This is a genomic window from Pseudomonas sp. GM78 (assembly GCF_000282475.1).
GTDB lineage: Bacteria > Pseudomonadota > Gammaproteobacteria > Pseudomonadales > Pseudomonadaceae > Aquipseudomonas.
In genome coordinates this window covers 1-17,484 of sequence record NZ_AKJF01000171.1, presented here as the reverse complement: position 1 = coordinate 17,484, position 17,484 = coordinate 1, and the positions used below count along the sequence as shown (strand labels likewise).

The following is a 17,484-nucleotide window of genomic DNA, read 5'->3' as shown; positions in this document are numbered from 1 at the left end:
CGGTTACCGCAGGAATGGATATGTACTCCGACAAAAATAAAGGTCGGCTGTCAGGCCGCCTTCGCCGGCAAGCCAGACTCCTACACCCTCGGCCTGAACAAAATACCGGTATAACGCCACAGAAACAGCCCAAACGCCACACACCAAAGCAACGCCGACCCCCCCAATCCCCACCCGTAAAACGACACCAGCAACACCCGTGAAAGACCCGCCAGCAGCACCAGGGCAAACCCCACGACGATGACTTTCGAGGGCACCAACGGCCGCCCGGTATGCCCCAGGCTGACCCGCGCAATCATCGCCAGGATCAACCCGCCAATACCGCCCACCGCCAACGAATGCGTGGCCAGGCTCTGTTGCGGCATCAGGCCCAGATGCCACAGCGCCATGGCAAACACCGCCACCACCAGCCAGGCGTAAGAAAGATACAGCGACCACAACAGCGGCACACGCCACATACCACTGTCATGCCAGCGCCATAGGCGCAGCAGATGCAAACTGCCCATCAATAAAAACAACGCCGCCAGCCAACCTCTGGGCACGTCATTCAAACCGACGGCAAACGTCACCGCAGCGAGCAACCCGCTCACCAGCAGCACCTTGGTGGGTAATGGATTGGCCGCAGGCGTTGCCGGACGATTCAAGCCGCGCTGAATGAAGAACGGAATCACCCGCCCGCCAATCACGCTCATCAGCGCGCCGACCAGCCATAAGGCCGCCAATACACCACGCCTCTGCAAACCAGCGTCATCAGCCCAGAACCCCCACAATGTCATAACCTGACAACCGGCCAACAACGTGATCATCAGCAGGATCGGATAGTTTTCACGCTTGCCGGCGGCCACCAGATCACACCCCAGCACCCAGGCCAACAACGGCAAGAAAGGCAGCTGCAAAAGCAGCAACCAGACAGGAGAAATTGGCAGCAACCAGGCCAGACGAGCCAGCAGCCAGATCAGCACCAGCCCGAGCAGTGGCCACCCGTTGAGCCCGCTGCGGCCAGTCCAGTTAGGCACCGCCGTCAACAGGAACCCAGCAATGATTGCCACGGCGAAGCCGAACGGCATTTCGTGACGATGCCACGCGAGCATGCCGCCCAGCGGTTGCGCGCCGGGCAAGCGACCGTACAACCACAAGGCCCAGATCGCCACTGCCAGTGCGGCAAATGTGGCACCCGCGAGAAAGAACGGGCGAAAACCGAGGCTGAAGACGGGAGCAGCGGCCAGTTTGCGCATCAGGCCACCGCCGCGGACAGAGGTTTGCTCAACCGGTGTTGCGCCAGCAGGCGCATGACGTAACCGATTTTCAGCAGGGTCGGCCCGACGATGGTCATGGCGTGCAATGACACCAGCGCCACGATCGACAGATGACCGCCATAGAGGTAAGCGCCGTAGATGCCTGCCAGCAACATTGCCAGGCCGACGCCCAACACGCGACTGGAGAGGTGCAGAACATTCTGAGGATTGCTGAAGAAATGGAACACTTTACGTACTCCTGTAGCCGTTCAGTTGTACGTTGGATGTATCAAGTCGCGTGCCAGGTATTTAGCCCTTGTAAATCAGGCACGTGAAGATGTGCGTGTCATAACGACTCATCGTGAAAATAGTCTTTATGACTCTTAAAGAAGTCATATCGACAACTTCCAGTAGAAACTCCTTACATACTCGGCGATCTACGGCACGGCCAGACCGCCGGAGGCTGGCTACGCTGATAATCCAGCATGCAAAAACCTGCCAAGGAGACCCGCCATGCTACATGTGCAAAAACTCACCCCCTGCCTGTGGTTCGATGGTCAGGCCGAAGAGGCCACAAAATTCTACTGTGCGATCTTCGATCATTCGAAAATCACCGCCATCACCTACTACGGCGAAGCTGGTAAGGAGTTCCACGGCCGGGAAGTCGGTTCGGTCATGACGGTCAGCTTCGAACTCGACGGGCAGACGTTTACCGGTCTCAACGGTGGCCCGAACTTCACCTTCAACGAAGCGATCTCGTTCCAGGTCAACTGCCAGACTCAGGAAGAAGTCGACCACTTCTGGGGACGCCTGTCCGCTGGCGGGCCGGTCGAGGCACAGCAATGCGGCTGGCTCAAGGACAAATTCGGCGTGTCCTGGCAGATCGTCCCGGTGGCCATGATGGACATGATCAAGGACCCCGACACGGCAAAATCCCAACGCGCGATGCTGGCGATGATGCACATGAAAAAACTTGATATCGCCGAACTGAAACGAGCCTTTGACGGCGAGAGCTAATACACTCAGGCGCTGATCTGCCAAGGATTGACCATGAAGCCCTCCAGGTTCAGGAACGCCGACAAGGCCCCGCGCTTCTGGCGCGATGACGCCCTGCCCTTCATCGAAGCCCGCTCCATCGCCGACGGGCGCGAGGTCTGCTACACCCGGCACGCCCACGAGCACTTTTCCATAGGTGCGATCACCGCCGGGCGCAGTACCTATGTCCATGAGCAATCGAACTTCGAGGTCGGTACGGGCACCGTCGTGCTGATGAACCCCGGTGACGTGCATGCCTGCAATCCGATCGATGATCAGCCCTGGTCATACCTGATGCTGTATGTCGACACCCCGTGGCTCACCGATTTGCAGCATCAGCTCGGTTTCGGCAACGATCAGGCGTTTCGCCGGTTCGCGATCACCCATACTACGGACCGTGCGCTGTTCGTTGGCTTGCAGGCGCTGTATCAGGTACTGGTCGATGCGGAGCAAGACGTGTTACGCAAACACAGCGCGGCCGTGGAGTTTTTCACCGAGGTGCAGCTACGCCTGAATCCGGCCGAACAAACGCTGCGCGAGCCCAACTTCAAGCTCGAGCGCGCGGCCGACTTCATCCGCGAGCACTGCACGCAAATGCTCAAGCTCGAAGATATCTGCGAAGCGGCGCAGTTGTCGCCGTCCTACCTGATCCGCGCGTTCAAGCAGCATTACGGCATGACGCCCCACGCCTTCCTGGTCAACCGACGCATCCAGTTCGCCCAGGATCAACTGCGCAATGGCAGGCTGATCGCCGATGTGGCGCTCGAAGCAGGGTTTGCCGACCAGGCGCATTTCCAGCGGGCGTTCAAACAGCATCTGGCGGCAACGCCAGGGCAGTATCGCGGTTGACTAGGGCAACACCAGATACACCGCACTCACCGCCAATAACAACGCCATCACCCGATTGAACAAGCGCATGCCCGCCGGGTTGTGCAAGTAGCCGCGCAAGAAGGTCCCGGCGTAGGCCCAGCAACCGACCGACAGATAGCAAACCACCAGGTACACCGCCGCGAACTGCCACACCAGGCGCGCCTCGCCATCGGCGACGAACGCGCCCATGCCGGCCACGCAGGCCAGCCAGGCTTTCGGGTTGAGCCATTGCATGACCGCGCCGTAGAGCATCGACGGCGCGCGGCCCGAGTCTTTGGCTTCCAATTGCCCATTATCGGCGGCCAGTTTGAACGCCATGTACAACAGGAACGCCACCCCGGCCCACTGCACCACTTGCGTCAGGGCCGGCAACAACAGCAACAACTCATGCAAGCCCAACCCCATCAGTACCAGCAGCAACACGAACCCCAGCGTCGCCCCAGCCACGTGCCGCTGACTGGCGCGAAAGCCGAAGCGTGCCCCCGAACCCAGCGCCACGATATTCACCGGCCCCGGCGTGATTGAAGCGGCCAATGCAAACGCCGCCATGGACATGATCAAACTCATCGCACACCTGCTCAGTCAATTGAACCAGGCGTCAATGTAAGGAGCCTTGGGGTGCGCGTATTGAAGAAAACACCCCTCGGCGGTTCCCATCATGAGTAATAGCCGACCACCTTCTTCACCTTCACCAACGCCTGGCGTAGCGCGTCCATGTCCACCGACCCCAGCGCCAGGCGTATCGCGTGCGGAACATGCGGGGTAATCGCAAAGGGTTCGGCGGGCGACACCGACACCTGCTCGCGCATCAGCGCCATGGCGATCTGGTCGGCCCGGGCATCTTCGGCCAGGGGCAACCAGATGAAATACGAGGACGGATGGCTGATGGTCCGCAGCCCCGCCAGCACCTCCCGGGCCAGGGCTTGCCGGGCCTGTGCATCCGCGCGCTTTTGCGCCTCGAGCCTGCTGACGGTGCCGTCCTCGAGCCAGGCCGTGGCAATGGCGGTCATCACCCCGGGGGTGTTCCAGGTGGTCGCCATGATGGTGCGTTCAAGCCCGCCAATCCATGGCGCCGGCGCGGCGACAAAACCGACGCGCAACCCGGTGGCAACATTCTTCGACAAGCCGCTGACGTACACCGTTCTTTCCGGCGCCATTTCAGCCAGGGGTGGCGGTGCGTTTTCGGCCAGGAATGCGTAGGCCGCGTCCTCGATGATCGTCAGGTCATGCCGGCGTGCAATCGCCACCAGCTGCTCGCGCTGATCGGCGTCCATCACCCAACCCAACGGATTGTGCAAGGTCGGCATCGAGTACACGGCCCGCACTGATCGAATCCGGCACAGCTTGTCCAGGGCAGGCAGGTCAGGCCCCTTGTCCGTGACGGGAATGGGCAGGACTTCGAGATGCAGCGTTTCAGCCAGCGTCTTGAAGCCCGGATAGGTCAAGGCGTCTGCGGCAATCACATCGCCGGGCTTGAGCAAGGTCATCATCACCACCGCCAGGCCGTGCTGGGCGCCGCTGACGATCAGCACCTGTTCGGCCGGCACGTTCAGGCCACGCTCGCCCAGATGACGGGCGAACGCAGCCCGCTCATGCAGGCGCCCGGCGTGTGGCTGGTAACGCAGGAGGGATTCCAGGTCGCCGGACAACGCGAGCTGGCGCAGGGCGTTGCGCAACAGATCAGCCTGGCCTGGCAACGACGGGTAGTTGAAGTTGAGGTCGATCATCCCCGCTGCCACCACCGCCTGCGAAATGCCCTGGCCCGGCGGCAGTGAAGTCTCCCGGACAAAAGTCCCGCGCCCGGTTTCTCCGCTGACCAGGCCCATGCTTTCAAGCTCGGCATACACCCGGCTGGCGGTGACCAGCGCCAAACCATGCTCCGTGGCCAGTTGCCGGTGGGTCGGCAAGCGTGTACCGGGGGACAAACGCCCTGAGCGGATATCCGCGGCAAAGGCGTCAACCAGCGTTTTGTAGCGGGATCGAGGCATGTACAGATGTATCCATGACAATTTTTTGATTGTATGGATAGTCGGCCATAGGATGGTTTCGTGCAATCAAACAATGAGCGTGAGCGAGATGGAACGGACTTCTAACCTGCAACAACGGGCGCTGGATACAAATGCCAGCGGCTGGATCAACGGCCTGATTGGGGTGGTGATCTTCAGCGGCTCGCTGCCCGCGACGCGGGTGGCGGTACTCGAATTCGATCCGGTGTTCCTCACGGTCGCCCGCGCGACCATCGCCGCGATTCTGGCTCTGTCCCTGTTGTTACTGTTCAAGGAAAAGCGCCCCGGGCGACATCAACTGGTGTCGCTGACCATCGTGGCGCTGGGCGTGGTGGTGGGGTTTCCGCTGCTGACCGCGCTGGCGCTGCAGTACGTCACGTCTGCGCATTCCATTGTGTTCGTCGGCCTGCTGCCACTGGCGACGGCGGTGTTCGGCGTCTTGCGCGGTGGCGAGCGCCCGCGGCCGGTGTTCTGGATCTTCTCGGTGCTGGGCAGCCTGCTGGTGGTCGGGTTTGCCGTTGCCCAAGGCCTGACGGCTTCGCCCCAAGGCGACATCCTGATGCTGTTGGCGATCCTGGCCTGCGGCCTGGGTTATGCCGAAGGCGCAAAGCTCTCTCGGACACTTGGCGGCTGGCAGGTGATTTGCTGGGCGCTGGTGCTGGCGCTGCCGTTCATGGCCGCGCTGACCTGGTGGCGGATGCCGGCGACCTTGGCCAACATCAGCCTGCCGGCCTGGTTCAGCCTGGCCTACGTGTCGCTGTTCAGCATGCTGATCGGTTTTGTGTTCTGGTATCGCGGGCTGGCGCAAGGGGGCATCGCCGCCGTCGGGCAGCTGCAATTGTTGCAGCCATTTTTCGGCCTGGCACTGGCCGCCACCTTGCTGCATGAACACGTCAGCCTGGGCATGCTCGGCGTCACCGTGGCGGTGATCCTGTGTGTGGCCGGGGCGAAAAAGTTCGCGCGCTAGCCACTGGTACGCTGCCTGCGTCCATGACTGTATGGGTCAAGCCCCTGGGCAGCTGTGATAAAAATACCGCTCCTGCTGTTGGAGCCGATCATGGAACTCACCACCCTCACCCTTTTCCTTCCGGCCTGCTTCGCCCTGAACATGGCACCAGGCCCGAACAACCTGCTGTCGGTCAGCAATTCGACCCGCTATGGCTACCGCACCGCGTGCCTGGCCGGCATTGGCCGCTTGCTCGCATTCGCCGGGATGATCGCTCTCGCCTCAGCCGGCCTGGCGGTGGTGCTGCAAACCTCGGAATTGTTGTTCTACGGGATCAAGATTCTCGGTGCGGCCTACCTGTTTTATCTCGCCTGGCAACTGTGGCGCGCCAAGCCCGGCGTGGAAACCGCAACGAGCGCCCCGCCGGTGGGGATGCTGGCGTTGGCCCGGCAAGAGTTTCTGGTGGCAGCCGGCAACCCGAAGGCGATCCTGATCTTCACCGCGTTCCTGCCACAATTCGTCGACTCGACCCATGCCATCGCACCGCAATTCGCGGTGTTGGGTGCACTGTTCCTGATCCTGGAATGGATCGCCATCGGCACCTACGCTTACATGGGCCTGCACATGCGCCGCTGGTTCGCCAAACCGTCGGGCAAGCGGATGTTCAATCGCTGCTGCGCGGGGTTGTTGTCGGCGGCGGCTTCAGTGTTGCTGATGGCGCGTCGGGCCTGAACCAACATTTGCTTAGCAGGACGTAAATACCAATGGACGAATCAACGCCGGACGCTCAACCCATCTGTAGCCCCATCACCCGCAGCGCGATTTTTATCGTGGCAACCCTGGTTCCCGGCAGTGACGCCGCCAGCAAAGTGCGGGGCTGGTGCGCAGACATCGCGGCCCTCACGCGCTCGGTCGGCAAACGCGTGCCCTCCGGCAATCTGTCGTGCATCTGTGGTTTTGGCTCCGCGGCGTGGGACACCTTGTTCGGCCACCCGCGCCCTGCCTCGCTGCACGACTTCCGTGAATTGGGACCTGCGGAACGTCGCGCCATTGCCACCCCTGGCGACCTCTTGCTGCACATTCGGGCGGAGCATATGGACCTGTGTTTCGAATTGGCCACGCAGTTACTCTCAGCGCTGGGCGGTGCGGTTTCGGTCATCGATGAAGTCCAGGGTTTTCGCTATTTCGACATGCGCAGCATCATCGGCTTTGTCGATGGCACCGAAAACCCCGTCGGACGCAAGGCTGTCGGTTTCACCATTGTGGGCGATGAAGACCCGTTGTTTAGCGGAGGCAGCTATGTGCTGGTGCAGAAATACCTGCACAAGATGAATGCCTGGAACGCGTTATCCGTCGAGGCGCAGGAGCGGATTATCGGGCGAACGAAGTTGTCCGACATCGAACTCGACGACTCGGTCAAACCGAGCAATTCCCACAGCGCCCTGACGACCATCACCAAGGACGGCGAAGAAGTGAAGATCCTGCGCGACAACATGCCCTTCGGGCGGCCAGGCGCTGGAGAATTCGGCACTTATTTCATAGGCTATGCGCGCTCGCCCGAACCTCTAGAACAGATGCTCGAGAACATGTTTGTCGGCAATCCCGCGGGTAATTACGACCGTTTGCTGGATTTCAGTACGGCAGTCACCGGTGGCTTGTTTTTCGCTCCCTCGGCGGATTTGCTGGAAGCACTGGCGGATCGCGACCCTTCGCGAACCTGACGGCGAACGCGGGCAATTCTCTGTCGATTTTCCGGTGGAGGGGTTCTGCCATGCAGCTTAAGCTCAACCCATGAACCTACAAGACACGCTACTGCCGCCCCACGCCGAGATGGTTCGCGCCATGCTCGAACGAGACACCGCCTACGAGGGGGTGTTTTTTACCGCGGTCAAGACGACCGGTATTTTCTGCCGCCCCGGTTGCACCGCACGCAGCCCGAAGCCTGAGAATGTCGAGTTCTTTGCCCACGCCGATGAGTGCCTGGCGGCGGGATATCGCGCTTGCCTGCGCTGCAAACCCACGGACGCCGCTGCAATTGCGCCGCACTGGGTGCAGCGGTTGCTCAAGTCGGTGGACGCCGATCCCGAGCAGCGCTGGACCGACGCCCAGCTGCTGGCCGAAGGCATCGAGCCGCTGAAACTGCGCCGCTGGTTCAAGCAGCATTTCGGCATGACCTTTCATGCCTGGCTGCGCACCCGGCGCCTGGGCGTGGCCTTGGGCGGGATCAAGCAGGGGGATTCCATCGACAACGCCGCCTACGACTCCGGTTACGAATCCCTCAGCGGCTTTCGCGATGCGTTCCAGAAGTCTTTTCACATTACACCGGGCCGCGCCGCCAACAGTGAGCCGCTGCTGTTCACGCGCCTGACTACTCCCCTGGGGCCGATGATCGCCATGGCCGAACGTCGCGGACTGGTGTTACTGGAATTCCTCGACCAGCCCAGCCTGACCCGGGAAGTGCAAGCGTTGCAAAACCGCTTTGGTTACGCCGTGGCGCCGGGGCATAACGGGCATCTGCAGCAAATCGAACACCAACTGACTGAGTATTTCGCCGGCGAACGGACTGAATTCAGCGTTGCCCTGCACATGCCCGGTAGCGAATTTTCCCGCCAGGTATGGGCCGAACTGGCACACATCCCCTATGGCCAGACCACCACCTACGGCGCAATCGCTGCCCGCCTGGGCAAGCCCGACGCCAGTCGTGCGGTGGGCCTGGCCAACGGTCATAACCGCCTCTCGATTGTCGTGCCCTGCCATCGGGTAATCGGCGCCGATGGCTCGCTGACCGGCTACGCTGGAGGCCAACCGCGCAAAGCGTTCCTGCTCAGACTGGAAAACGCAGCAGTGCAGATCACCCAACAACTCGCGTTCTGATCCCACGCATTGCAAAAGGAAGGAATCTCGATGGACAGGCTTGATGATCAACTTCATAAGCTGCATCACGACGGTCTGCTGATCCTCACCAACGTCGCCGACGCTGTCGGGGCGCGGCTGGTGGAGCAACTGGGCAACAAGGCCGTGGCTACCAGCAGTGCGGCAGTGGCCTGGGTCCATGGTTACCCGGACGGCAACACCCTGCCCCTTGAGCGGTTGGTATCGACGGTCGAATCCATCGCCCGGGTGATTTCGGTGCCGTTGACCGTGGATATCGAGGCTGGCTACTCCGACGATCTGGCACGGGTTGCCGAGGTGGTGGATGCGGTCATCGCCGCCGGTGCGGTCGGGATCAATATCGAAGACGGTGCCGCGCCGCCTGAATTGCTCGTGCACAAGATTGAAATCGCGCGGCAGGTTGCTGATCGCCGCAACGTGAACCTGTTCATCAACGCACGCACCGACGTGTACCTCAGGAGCCTGGTCCCCGCCGAAGATCGCGTGGCGGAAACCCTTGGGCGCGCCGCGTTGTACCAAGCGGCGGGTGCCAACGGATTGTTCGCGGCTGGCGTTACATCGGAGTACGAGATTGCGGCGCTGTGCCGGGGCACCACGCTGCCACTCAATGTCCTCGGTGTCCCCGGTCTGCCGTCACTGCAAGAGTTGCAAACACTGGGCGTGCGCCGCTTGAGCGCCGGCTCCGGCATCGCCGAGTTCCTCTATGGCGCCATGGCCGCACTGGCAAAAAACTTTTTGCAGACCGGCAAGCTCGACAGCCATGACCTCAAGGCATTCACCTATGGCGAAGTCAACGCGCTGCTGAAACCGCCGGGGAAAGCCTGAGCCCATGCCGGAGGATTACTTACCCGCCACCGAGTTTCTAGCGTCTCTTGATGAGGATTGGCGTCGGCACATCGCCGCCGTCGGCCCATGCCTGCATCAACCCCACGCGGCCCGCGATCCCTATGAATCCCTGGTGCGGGCGATTGCCTACCAGCAACTGCACGCCAAGGCCGGGGATGCAATAATCGGCCGGTTGCTGGCGCTGTACCCATCGGTGGCGTTTCCACGGCCCGAGCAGATTGTCGCGACTGATTTTGATCGACTGCGCAGTTGCGGCTTTTCCGCCAGCAAGATCGCCACCATTCAAGGTATCGCCCAGGCTGCACTGGAGGGCGTGGTGCCCGATTACGCCACGGCGCTGGCCATGGACGATGAAGCACTGATCGAACGCCTGGTCACCCTGCGCGGCGTGGGGCGCTGGACCGTCGAGATGCTGTTGATCTACAGCCTGGAGCGGCCGGACATCCTGCCGGCCGACGATTTTGGCGTGCGCGAGGGTTATCGGCGGCTCAAGGGGCTTGAGGTACAACCGATGCGCAAGCAGATGATCGAGATCGGGTTGGCGTGGAGTCCTTATCGGACGGTGGCTGCGTGGTATTTGTGGCGGGTGCCTGGCAAGTAGACCGTGTTATCGTTCATCGCGGGCAAGCCCGCTCCCACAGTGATCTCTGGTGTGAATGCTATCTATGTTCCACCACAGAACCTTGTGGGAGCGGGCTTGCCCGCGATGGCGTCGGACCCGCCAACACATCATCCAAACCCAATCACAACCCCGACTTCAACCGGCTGAACGCCCGAATCAAGGCCCGGTTGAACGCCTTGCCATTGTCATTCTTGCTGTACAACGACGCCCGCACCGCCGGCGCCGGATAAGTCCCCGGATCATTGCGGATCGCCGGGTCAATCAAGGTATCTGCCGCCGTGATGGCGTTGGCATAGTGGATGGTGTCGGTGATCGGCGCGATCACTTCAGGCGTCATCAGGTAATCCATCAAGGCCAGCCCCGCCTCGGGATGCGGGGCGTCCTTGGGAATGACCATGGCATCGAACCAGATCAGCGTGCCCTCCTTGGGTATCCGGTACTGCAATGAAAACGGCTTTCCAGCCGCTTGTGCCTGGCCCGCCGCAATGGCCACGTTACCGTTCCACGACATCGCCACACAGGTATTGCCGTTGGCCAGGTCGCTGATGTTCAGGTCGTTATCGAAGTAGCGAATGTACGGGCGAATCTTCGCCAGCTGCTGTTCGGCCAGTTTCAGGTCATCGAGGCTCTGGCGGTTGATGTCCAGGCCCATGTACTTCATGACCGCCGCGAACACTTCGTTAGGGTCGTTGAGCAGGCTGACCCCGCAATCGGCGAATCTCGAAACCACCGCCGGGTCGAATAGCATTGCCCAGCTGTTCGTTGGCGCATCGGCCAGGCGCTGCTTGACCGCCTCTTCCTGATAACCCACGCCGGTGGTGCCCCAGGCGTAGATCCCGGCATGCCGGTTGCCCGGATCGAACACCGCCATGTGCTGTCGGAACTCTTCGCCGACACCGGCAAAGTGCGGTATCCGCTGCTTGTCCACGGTCTGGATCGCGCCGCTCTGGATTGCCCGCGACAGATGCTGGCCCGCCGTCAGCACCAGGTCGTAGCCGCTGCGACCGGTCAGCAGTTTGGTTTCGACGGTTTCCAGGGAATCGAAGTGATCGGCGACCACATGGATACCGGTTTTTTTCTCGAAGTTGCTCAAGGTGTCCGGGGCCAGGTACTCACCCCAGATATACAGGTTCACTACCGATTTGGCGGTGTCGGCGGCCTGCACACACAGGGGTGCAAGCACCAGCAATATTGCTTGAGTCAGTTTGTGCAGGCCCATGTTTACACTCCCTTTTTGTTGCAGGCAGTGCCGGCGTACTGCGGCATGGTGATGCACGCGACGTTGCCGCCGCCGAGGAGAATTTCCCGGGAGTTTTCGATGCCGACGATCTTGTGCCGCGGGAACAGTTCGGCCAGGGTCGCCAGCGCCACCTGATCGTTGCGATCGCCGAACAGCGGCACCACGATCGAGGTGTTGCCGGCGTAGTAATTGATATAGGACGCGCAGATCTTCGTGCCAGCTTGACGGGTATGCGTGCTGTCCTGTTGATCCAGACCCTCGGCCTCATCGGCCGTCCACTCCAGCACATCCGGTTGTGGCAGCTTGTGCACGATCAGCTCGCGACCACGACTGTCGCGGGTGCTGCGCAGGATGTCGTAGGCTTCCTGGTAGATTTCCCACTGCGGGTCGTCGCGATTGTCAGTCCATTGCAGCACCACCTCGCCGGGGCGCACGAAGCACGCCAGGTCGTCGACGTGGCCGTCGGTTTCGTCGAATTTGCAACCCCGTGGCAGCCAGATGACCTGCTCGGCACCCAGGTAATCGGTCAAGCGGCGAGTGACTTCATCCTTGCCCAGATGCTGATTGCGGTTACGGTTGAGCAGGCATTGCTCGGTGGTGAGAATGCTGCCCTGGCCGTCGCTCTGGATGCCGCCCAGCTCGGCAATCAACGGCGCGCGATAGCGGTCGAAGCCTTCGATTTCGAGGATTTTGCTCGCGATCTGGTCGTCCTTGTCCCACGGGTAGTACAAGCCGCCGTCGAGGCCGCCGTAGGCGTTGAACTCAAAGTCGACGCCGCGCACTTCACCGCTCTGGTCATTGACCACGAAGCACGGCCCGCTGTCGCGAAACCAGGTGTCGTTGCAGGTCATTTCCACCACCCGTACTTGCGGCGGCAACTGGCGGCGCGCGGTGGCGAATTGCGTGGCCGAGGCGCAGACGGTGACCGGTTCGCTTTGGCTGATGGCGGTGACGATCTGCACCCAGACTTTCTGCGCAGGCTTGGCGCCATTGCGCCAGACGTCGGTACGCTCAGGCCAGCCGAGCCAGCAGCCGGACTTGGTTTCGAATTCGCCGGGCAAACGGAACCCGTCGAGTTTGGGAGTGGAGTCGAGCAAACGTGCCATGGGCAAACCTCATCAGCGGGGATTGGAATGACCACAGGCTAAGGTCGCGCACGCCCTCCTCGCCAACGATGATTATTTCGGAATACTTGAATTCAACTCATCAATCGACCAGCTGATCGTTGAACCATTCGAGCATCTGCGCCACCGCAGGCCGCTCCAGGCGAACCCGCTCGCACACCAGCGCGTATTGCCCCAAGGCGGTCATGTTTGAGGTGAATGGTCGAACCAGGCGACCGCTGAGCAAGTCCTCCTGGGCTGTCAGGTTATCACCCATGGCTACACCCTGCCCTTGAGCGGCGGCTTCCAGGGCTAACCCGGCGTGGGCGAAATACAGTTGCCGTTCGGGGCGCTGATCACCGGCATGGCTGGTGAGCCAGGCGGTCCAGGTCTTGCCGTCCTGATCGTCATGCAACAAGCAGTGGCGGGCTAGATCCTTCGGGGTTTTCAAGGTGCCCTGGTTGAAAAGACCAGGGCTGCACACCGGGAAAAACTGCAGCGCCGGCAATGGCCGGACAAAATACGCACTGCTGTCCACCGGGCCTGTGCCGTAGGTGATGGCCAGGTCGATGTCTTCACCCGGCGCCGTGGCGTCGATGGGTTGCTCGTAGAGGTGCAAGGTGATGTGCGGGTAGCGCGCATAAAAATCCGAGAGACGACTCATCAACCACTTTTGCGCGAGCTCGGCGGTGACCGCCAGGCGCAACACCGCCAGGGACGAAGGGTCGCGCAGTTCGTCGCAGGCATCACCGATCAGCTCAAAGGCTTGCTGCAAGCTTTGCATCAAGCGCCCGGCGGCCATGGTTGGGCGAATCTGCCGGCCTTCGCGCACAAACAGCGAGACCCCCAACTGTTCTTCCAACTGGCGGATCTGATGGCTGACGGCGCTGTCGGTCACGCACAACTCGGCAGCCGCCCGGCCAAAATGAGCGTGACGGGCGGCGCATTCGAAGGTTCTGAGGGCTGCCAGGGAGGGTAATCGACGCATCGGGTCAGGTCCGGGGTTGGAGGCGGTCATGCTGCCCCGGTGTAGCGTGGGCGTCCAGTGGGACTGCTTTATCGTTCATCGCTGGCAAGCCAGCTCCCACAGGGATCCCGCTCGTATTCAAATTTTTTATGCTTACACGAACTCTGTGGGAGCTGGCTTGCCAGCGAAGGCGTCGGAAATCGCGCTACAAATCTTCTAGGCTAATCCGAATCACTTCAGCCACTGGAGGCCCCCCCATGCATCTCGAAGGCTCCTGCCATTGCGGCGCGGTGTCGTTCAGCCTGACCAGCGCCCATCCCTACCCCTATCAACGCTGCTACTGCTCGATCTGCCGCAAGACCCAGGGCGGTGGCGGTTATGCGATCAATATTGCCGGTGACGCCAATAGCCTCAAGGTGCGCGGGCGCAAGAACGTCGCGATCTACCATGCCCTGCTCAAGGGCGAAGGCGAAAAGCGCGCCCATCGCAGCAGCGCCGAACGGCATTTCTGTTCGCTGTGCGGCTCGGGTTTATGGCTGTTCAGCCCCGAATGGCCGGAACTGATCCACCCCTTCGCCTCGGCCATCGACACCCCGCTACCGGTGCCGCCGCAGCACACGCATTTGCTGCTGGACTCCAAGGCCCCCTGGGTCGAGGCCGAAGTACAGCCGGGCGATAAACAGTTCGAGGGCTATCCCGAAGAATCGATCGCCGAGTGGCATGAACGCCTGGGTTTGAGCCGTTAAAGAGCCTTACGCCGCGACGGGTACGCCGCTGTGGAAACGAAACTCCACATCCGGCGATTCGATCAGTTCCTGCTCGGCGGCCCGCACCTTGTCGATCACCTGGGCGATGTCCTTGGCGTCCCCGTACTGGTATGCCAGTTTCAGGTAGCCCTGGAAGTGCCGGGCTTCGCTTTTGAGCAGGCCGAAGTAGAACTTGCCCAGTTCCTCGTCCAGATGCGGTACCAACGCCTCGAAACGTTCGCAACTGCGGGCCTCGATGAACGCGCCGACCACCAACGTATCCACCAGCTTGACCGGTTCGTGACTGCGTACCACCTTGCGCAACCCCGAGGCATAGCGCCCGGCGGACAGCTGACGCAACCCGATCTTGCGTTTTTTCATCAGACGCATGACCTGCTCGTGGTGCACCAGCTCTTCCCGGGCCAGACGCGACATCATGTTGATCAAATCGACGTGGGAGTGATATTTGGCAATCAGGCTAAGCGCCGTGCTGGCCGCCTTGAACTCGCAATTCTTGTGGTCGATCAACAAGGTGTCCTGATCGGCCAAAGCGGCCTGAACCCAGCCATCCGGGGTACGGCAGCCGAGGAACTCGTGAATTTCGGGAAGGATCATGGGGCTCACGGAAATAGGTATGAAACAAAGGGCGCCGATTATACCGGCCTGCCCGAAGACCACCAGTCACACCGTTGATATGCATCAAGCCACCGAATGCCGCACAGGAACTATAGTTGTGCAACGCCATGCTTTTTCATTTTCAGGAGATCCCGATCATGCAAGCCATTCGCAGCATTCTGGTGGTCATCGACCCCGAGCATTCGGAAAGCCTGGCGCTCAAACGAGCCAAACTGATTGCCGGCGTGACCCAGGCGCACCTGCACCTGCTGGTCTGTGACCGCAAGCACGACCACAGCGCCATGCTGGGTGTCCTCAAGGCGGCCCTGTTGCAGGACGGATACAGCGTCACAACCGAGCAGGCCTGGAATGAAAGTCTGCACGAAACCATCGTCGACGTGCAGCAGGCCGAAGGCTGCGGCCTGGTGATCAAGCAGCATTTCCCCGACAGCTCGCTGAAAAAGGCCCTGCTGACCCCGGTCGACTGGAAACTGCTGCGCCACTGCCCTACCCCCGTGCTGTTGGTGAAAACCGCAGGTTCGTGGAAGGACAAAGTGATCCTGGCGGCCGTTGACGTCGGCAACATGGAAAGTGAACACCGCCATTTGCACAACACCATCATCGACTACGGCTACGACATCGCCAGCCTGGCCAAGGCCCATCTGCATGTGATCAGTGCTCATCCGTCGCCCATGCTGTCGGCGGCCGACCCGACGCTGCAGCTGAGCGAAACCATCGAGGCGCGCTATCGCGAACAGTGCAAGGCGTTCCAGGCCGAGTTCGACATCGACAATGAACACCTGCACATCGCCGAGGGTCCGGCGGATGTGCTGATTCCGTTCATGGTGCACAAACTGCAGGCAGCGGTGACGGTGATCGGCACCGTGGCGCGCAGCGGATTATCGGGGACGTTGATTGGCAATACGGCGGAAGTGGTGCTCGATGCCGTGGAAAGCGATGTGTTGGTGCTCAAGCCCCAGGAGGTCGAGGATCATCTGGAGGAGTTGGCGGTCAAGCATTGAGATTTGCAGCGCCAGGTAAATCGCCTTCGCGGGCAAGCCCGCTCCTACAGACGGTGAGAATCCTGTAGGAGCGGGCTTGCCCGCGAAGCTTCTAAAATCACCCGCCAAACGCATCCTTGAGAAACCCCGGCGCAATGTAGCGCTGGTAATGCGCCTCGGAGAGCAGGAAAAATTCCCGATCGATGGCATCGCGCAGTTCCGGCAGGTTCCAGTCGCGAAACTCCGGCAACAGCACCATCCCATAGGCTTGCAGGTTATTGATCACCCGCGCGCCCCGGGCGATCAACTGGTAGGCCCAGCAATACTCGGACTGATGCGGCACGAAGCGGATCTTGCGCTGTTCCAGCTGCGTGCGCAGCAGCGCCGGGTCGAAAATTTCCACCTTGGCGGCCATCACCTGGGACAACAATTGCTCCAGACGCAGCCACACCGCACGTTTTTCTTCCTCGTTGTAGCCGTTCCAGTGAATCACTTCATGGTGGAAACGCTTGCAGCCACGGCACACCAAATCACCGTAAACAGTGGAGCAAAGGCCGACGCAGGGGGTCTTGATGGTCTGATTGGGCATAGGTAGGCAAAACGCGAAAAGCAAAACAGGACGGCATGTTAGCCCTTTGTCTAACATTGATCACCCCTCAAAGTTTCAGTCGCCAACTTACCTTTAATTTTTTTTTGCCGTAGAATCAGCCTGCCTTTTTAGGCGCCAATGTCCGTTAGAAGCTGTTTTCAAAGCGTCACGAGCACAGTCGTTCCTTCAGAGCGGTGTTGGCGAAGGGTTTTTCCAGCGGGGAAAAGCCTTGCGCCAACCCTCATCAGCTCCCGTTCTGCAGGCGTAAAACTTTGAAAGCAGCTTCTGTAAGGAATTGTCGGTAATTCTGGCTAAGTGGCTCACAACGCCATGCAGCGCATGAGTACGGCAATTTCGGGATGAGCGTCCCGGACACCCATTTGGGACCACTGATGAGGGTAATAACTGTGCTTGAAGCCTACCGCAAACATATCGAAGAGCGCGCAGCACTGGGTATCGTTCCCCAGCCGCTTAACGCCGAACAAACTGCAGGCCTGGTCGAGCTGCTGAAGAATCCCCCGGCTGGCGAAGAAGCATTCCTCGTTGACCTGATCACCAATCGCGTTCCGCCTGGAGTGGACGAAGCAGCCTATGTCAAGGCCGGCTTCCTGTCCGCCATCGCCAAAGGCGAAGCCCAATCCCCCCTGATCGACAAGAAGCGCGCTGTTGAACTGCTCGGCACCATGCAGGGCGGCTACAACATCGTGACCCTGGTCAACCTGCTGGACGACGCCGAGCTGGCGCCAGTAGCTGCCGAAGAACTCAAGCACA

The 17,484-nt window shown here is 60.8% G+C and carries 19 protein-coding genes and 1 pseudogene; 11 read left to right on the top strand and 9 right to left on the bottom strand.

From position 1 onward, the window contains the following. Positions 1–80 precede the first annotated feature (80 nt). Together PMI35_RS06570 and PMI35_RS06575 are read right to left on the bottom strand one after the other, a co-directional pair. Positions 81–1,235: an NnrS family protein gene (locus PMI35_RS06570; RefSeq protein WP_008063988.1), complete on the bottom strand. Its 1,155-nt coding sequence runs from the start codon at positions 1,233–1,235 to the stop codon at positions 81–83. After that, positions 1,235–1,483 (bottom strand): hypothetical protein, encoded by a 249-nt coding sequence (locus tag PMI35_RS06575; protein WP_008063987.1) that lies wholly within the window; start codon positions 1,481–1,483, stop codon positions 1,235–1,237. The genes PMI35_RS06570 and PMI35_RS06575 overlap by 1 nt, the downstream gene beginning before the upstream one ends. A 265-nt stretch (positions 1,484–1,748) precedes the next feature. Here PMI35_RS06575 and PMI35_RS06580 point away from each other — a divergent pair, with 265 nt between their 5' ends. Next, positions 1,749–2,252, top strand: coding sequence for a VOC family protein (locus PMI35_RS06580; protein ID WP_008063986.1), 504 nt, complete (start codon positions 1,749–1,751; stop codon positions 2,250–2,252). A 33-nt stretch (positions 2,253–2,285) separates the two neighbouring features. Further along, entirely contained in the window at positions 2,286–3,119 is an 834-nt protein-coding gene (locus PMI35_RS06585; protein WP_008063985.1) for an AraC family transcriptional regulator, read from the top strand. On the opposite strand, the gene PMI35_RS06590 is transcribed toward PMI35_RS06585, so the two are convergent. Then, on the bottom strand, positions 3,120–3,707 hold the full coding sequence (locus PMI35_RS06590) for a LysE family translocator (protein ID WP_008063984.1): 588 nt from the start codon (positions 3,705–3,707) through the stop codon (positions 3,120–3,122). It abuts the gene before it with no gap. 89 nt (positions 3,708–3,796) lie between these two features. Further along, positions 3,797–5,128, bottom strand: a complete 1,332-nt coding sequence (locus PMI35_RS06595) for an aminotransferase-like domain-containing protein (RefSeq protein ID WP_008063983.1) — start codon at positions 5,126–5,128, stop codon at positions 3,797–3,799. Between the two features lie 88 nt (positions 5,129–5,216). Between PMI35_RS06595 and PMI35_RS06600 the strand changes: the two genes are divergently transcribed. The 6 genes from PMI35_RS06600 (at position 5,217) to PMI35_RS06625 (ending at position 10,431) form a co-directional block, all read left to right on the top strand. Further along, entirely contained in the window at positions 5,217–6,113 is an 897-nt protein-coding gene (locus PMI35_RS06600) for a DMT family transporter (protein WP_008063982.1), read from the top strand. A 90-nt stretch (positions 6,114–6,203) separates the two neighbouring features. Then, positions 6,204–6,824, top strand: coding sequence for a LysE family translocator (locus PMI35_RS06605; protein ID WP_008063981.1), 621 nt, complete (start codon positions 6,204–6,206; stop codon positions 6,822–6,824). A 32-nt stretch (positions 6,825–6,856) separates the two neighbouring features. After that, entirely contained in the window at positions 6,857–7,813 is a 957-nt protein-coding gene (locus tag PMI35_RS06610) for a Dyp-type peroxidase (protein WP_008063979.1), read from the top strand. A gap of 70 nt (positions 7,814–7,883) precedes the next feature. After that, a complete protein-coding gene (locus PMI35_RS06615) occupies positions 7,884–8,966 on the top strand; it encodes a bifunctional transcriptional activator/DNA repair enzyme AdaA (protein ID WP_008063977.1) in 1,083 nt (360 codons plus the stop codon). Between the two features lie 30 nt (positions 8,967–8,996). Then, positions 8,997–9,809, top strand: coding sequence for an isocitrate lyase/PEP mutase family protein (locus tag PMI35_RS06620; RefSeq protein ID WP_008063974.1), 813 nt, complete (start codon positions 8,997–8,999; stop codon positions 9,807–9,809). A gap of 4 nt (positions 9,810–9,813) precedes the next feature. Further along, a complete protein-coding gene (locus PMI35_RS06625) occupies positions 9,814–10,431 on the top strand; it encodes a DNA-3-methyladenine glycosylase family protein (protein WP_008063972.1) in 618 nt (205 codons plus the stop codon). 142 nt (positions 10,432–10,573) lie between these two features. On the opposite strand, the gene PMI35_RS06630 is transcribed toward PMI35_RS06625, so the two are convergent. The 3 genes from PMI35_RS06630 to PMI35_RS06640 all read right to left on the bottom strand — a co-directional run bounded on the left by PMI35_RS06630 (position 10,574) and on the right by PMI35_RS06640 (position 13,783). After that, positions 10,574–11,671, bottom strand: a complete 1,098-nt coding sequence (locus PMI35_RS06630) for an extracellular solute-binding protein (RefSeq protein ID WP_008063971.1) — start codon at positions 11,669–11,671, stop codon at positions 10,574–10,576. 2 nt (positions 11,672–11,673) lie between these two features. Then, positions 11,674–12,798, bottom strand: coding sequence for an agmatine deiminase (gene aguA / locus PMI35_RS06635; protein WP_008063969.1), 1,125 nt, complete (start codon positions 12,796–12,798; stop codon positions 11,674–11,676). Between the two features lie 100 nt (positions 12,799–12,898). Next, positions 12,899–13,783 carry a LysR substrate-binding domain-containing protein gene (locus tag PMI35_RS06640; protein WP_008063966.1) on the bottom strand — a complete coding sequence of 295 codons (885 nt, stop codon included), beginning with the start codon at positions 13,781–13,783 and terminating at the stop codon, positions 12,899–12,901. 236 nt (positions 13,784–14,019) lie between these two features. Here PMI35_RS06640 and PMI35_RS06645 point away from each other — a divergent pair, with 236 nt between their 5' ends. Further along, complete coding sequence (locus tag PMI35_RS06645; protein ID WP_008063964.1) at positions 14,020–14,508, top strand: GFA family protein; 489 nt, start codon at positions 14,020–14,022, stop codon at positions 14,506–14,508. A gap of 6 nt (positions 14,509–14,514) precedes the next feature. On the opposite strand, the gene PMI35_RS06650 is transcribed toward PMI35_RS06645, so the two are convergent. Further along, positions 14,515–15,123, bottom strand: a complete 609-nt coding sequence (locus PMI35_RS06650) for a tRNA-(ms[2]io[6]A)-hydroxylase (protein WP_008063957.1) — start codon at positions 15,121–15,123, stop codon at positions 14,515–14,517. 158 nt (positions 15,124–15,281) lie between these two features. Here PMI35_RS06650 and PMI35_RS0132985 point away from each other — a divergent pair, with 158 nt between their 5' ends. Beyond that, positions 15,282–16,145 carry a universal stress protein gene (locus tag PMI35_RS0132985; RefSeq protein ID WP_032831959.1) on the top strand — a complete coding sequence of 288 codons (864 nt, stop codon included), beginning with the start codon at positions 15,282–15,284 and terminating at the stop codon, positions 16,143–16,145. 97 nt (positions 16,146–16,242) lie between these two features. On the opposite strand, the gene PMI35_RS06655 is transcribed toward PMI35_RS0132985, so the two are convergent. Beyond that, positions 16,243–16,713 carry a DUF1289 domain-containing protein gene (locus PMI35_RS06655; protein ID WP_032831957.1) on the bottom strand — a complete coding sequence of 157 codons (471 nt, stop codon included), beginning with the start codon at positions 16,711–16,713 and terminating at the stop codon, positions 16,243–16,245. 407 nt (positions 16,714–17,120) lie between these two features. Between PMI35_RS06655 and PMI35_RS06660 the strand changes: the two are divergent. After that, a pseudogene (locus tag PMI35_RS06660) lies at positions 17,121–17,484 on the top strand (bifunctional aconitate hydratase 2/2-methylisocitrate dehydratase); the annotation flags it as partial.

Coding starts and splice junctions, on each gene's coding strand:
- PMI35_RS06570 (WP_008063988.1), bottom strand. CDS start 1,235: ATGCGCAAACTGGCCGCTGCTCCCGTCTTCAGCCTCGGTTTTCGCCCG.
- PMI35_RS06580 (WP_008063986.1), top strand. CDS start 1,749: ATGCTACATGTGCAAAAACTCACCCCCTGCCTGTGGTTCGATGGTCAG.
- PMI35_RS06585 (WP_008063985.1), top strand. CDS start 2,286: ATGAAGCCCTCCAGGTTCAGGAACGCCGACAAGGCCCCGCGCTTCTGG.
- PMI35_RS06590 (WP_008063984.1), bottom strand. CDS start 3,707: ATGAGTTTGATCATGTCCATGGCGGCGTTTGCATTGGCCGCTTCAATC.
- PMI35_RS06595 (WP_008063983.1), bottom strand. CDS start 5,128: ATGCCTCGATCCCGCTACAAAACGCTGGTTGACGCCTTTGCCGCGGAT.
- PMI35_RS06600 (WP_008063982.1), top strand. CDS start 5,217: ATGGAACGGACTTCTAACCTGCAACAACGGGCGCTGGATACAAATGCC.
- PMI35_RS06605 (WP_008063981.1), top strand. CDS start 6,204: ATGGAACTCACCACCCTCACCCTTTTCCTTCCGGCCTGCTTCGCCCTG.
- PMI35_RS06610 (WP_008063979.1), top strand. CDS start 6,857: ATGGACGAATCAACGCCGGACGCTCAACCCATCTGTAGCCCCATCACC.
- PMI35_RS06615 (WP_008063977.1), top strand. CDS start 7,884: ATGAACCTACAAGACACGCTACTGCCGCCCCACGCCGAGATGGTTCGC.
- PMI35_RS06620 (WP_008063974.1), top strand. CDS start 8,997: ATGGACAGGCTTGATGATCAACTTCATAAGCTGCATCACGACGGTCTG.
- PMI35_RS06625 (WP_008063972.1), top strand. CDS start 9,814: ATGCCGGAGGATTACTTACCCGCCACCGAGTTTCTAGCGTCTCTTGAT.
- PMI35_RS06630 (WP_008063971.1), bottom strand. CDS start 11,671: ATGGGCCTGCACAAACTGACTCAAGCAATATTGCTGGTGCTTGCACCC.
- aguA (WP_008063969.1), bottom strand. CDS start 12,798: ATGGCACGTTTGCTCGACTCCACTCCCAAACTCGACGGGTTCCGTTTG.
- PMI35_RS06640 (WP_008063966.1), bottom strand. CDS start 13,783: ATGCGTCGATTACCCTCCCTGGCAGCCCTCAGAACCTTCGAATGCGCC.
- PMI35_RS06645 (WP_008063964.1), top strand. CDS start 14,020: ATGCATCTCGAAGGCTCCTGCCATTGCGGCGCGGTGTCGTTCAGCCTG.
- PMI35_RS06650 (WP_008063957.1), bottom strand. CDS start 15,123: ATGATCCTTCCCGAAATTCACGAGTTCCTCGGCTGCCGTACCCCGGAT.
- PMI35_RS0132985 (WP_032831959.1), top strand. CDS start 15,282: ATGCAAGCCATTCGCAGCATTCTGGTGGTCATCGACCCCGAGCATTCG.
- PMI35_RS06655 (WP_032831957.1), bottom strand. CDS start 16,713: ATGCCCAATCAGACCATCAAGACCCCCTGCGTCGGCCTTTGCTCCACT.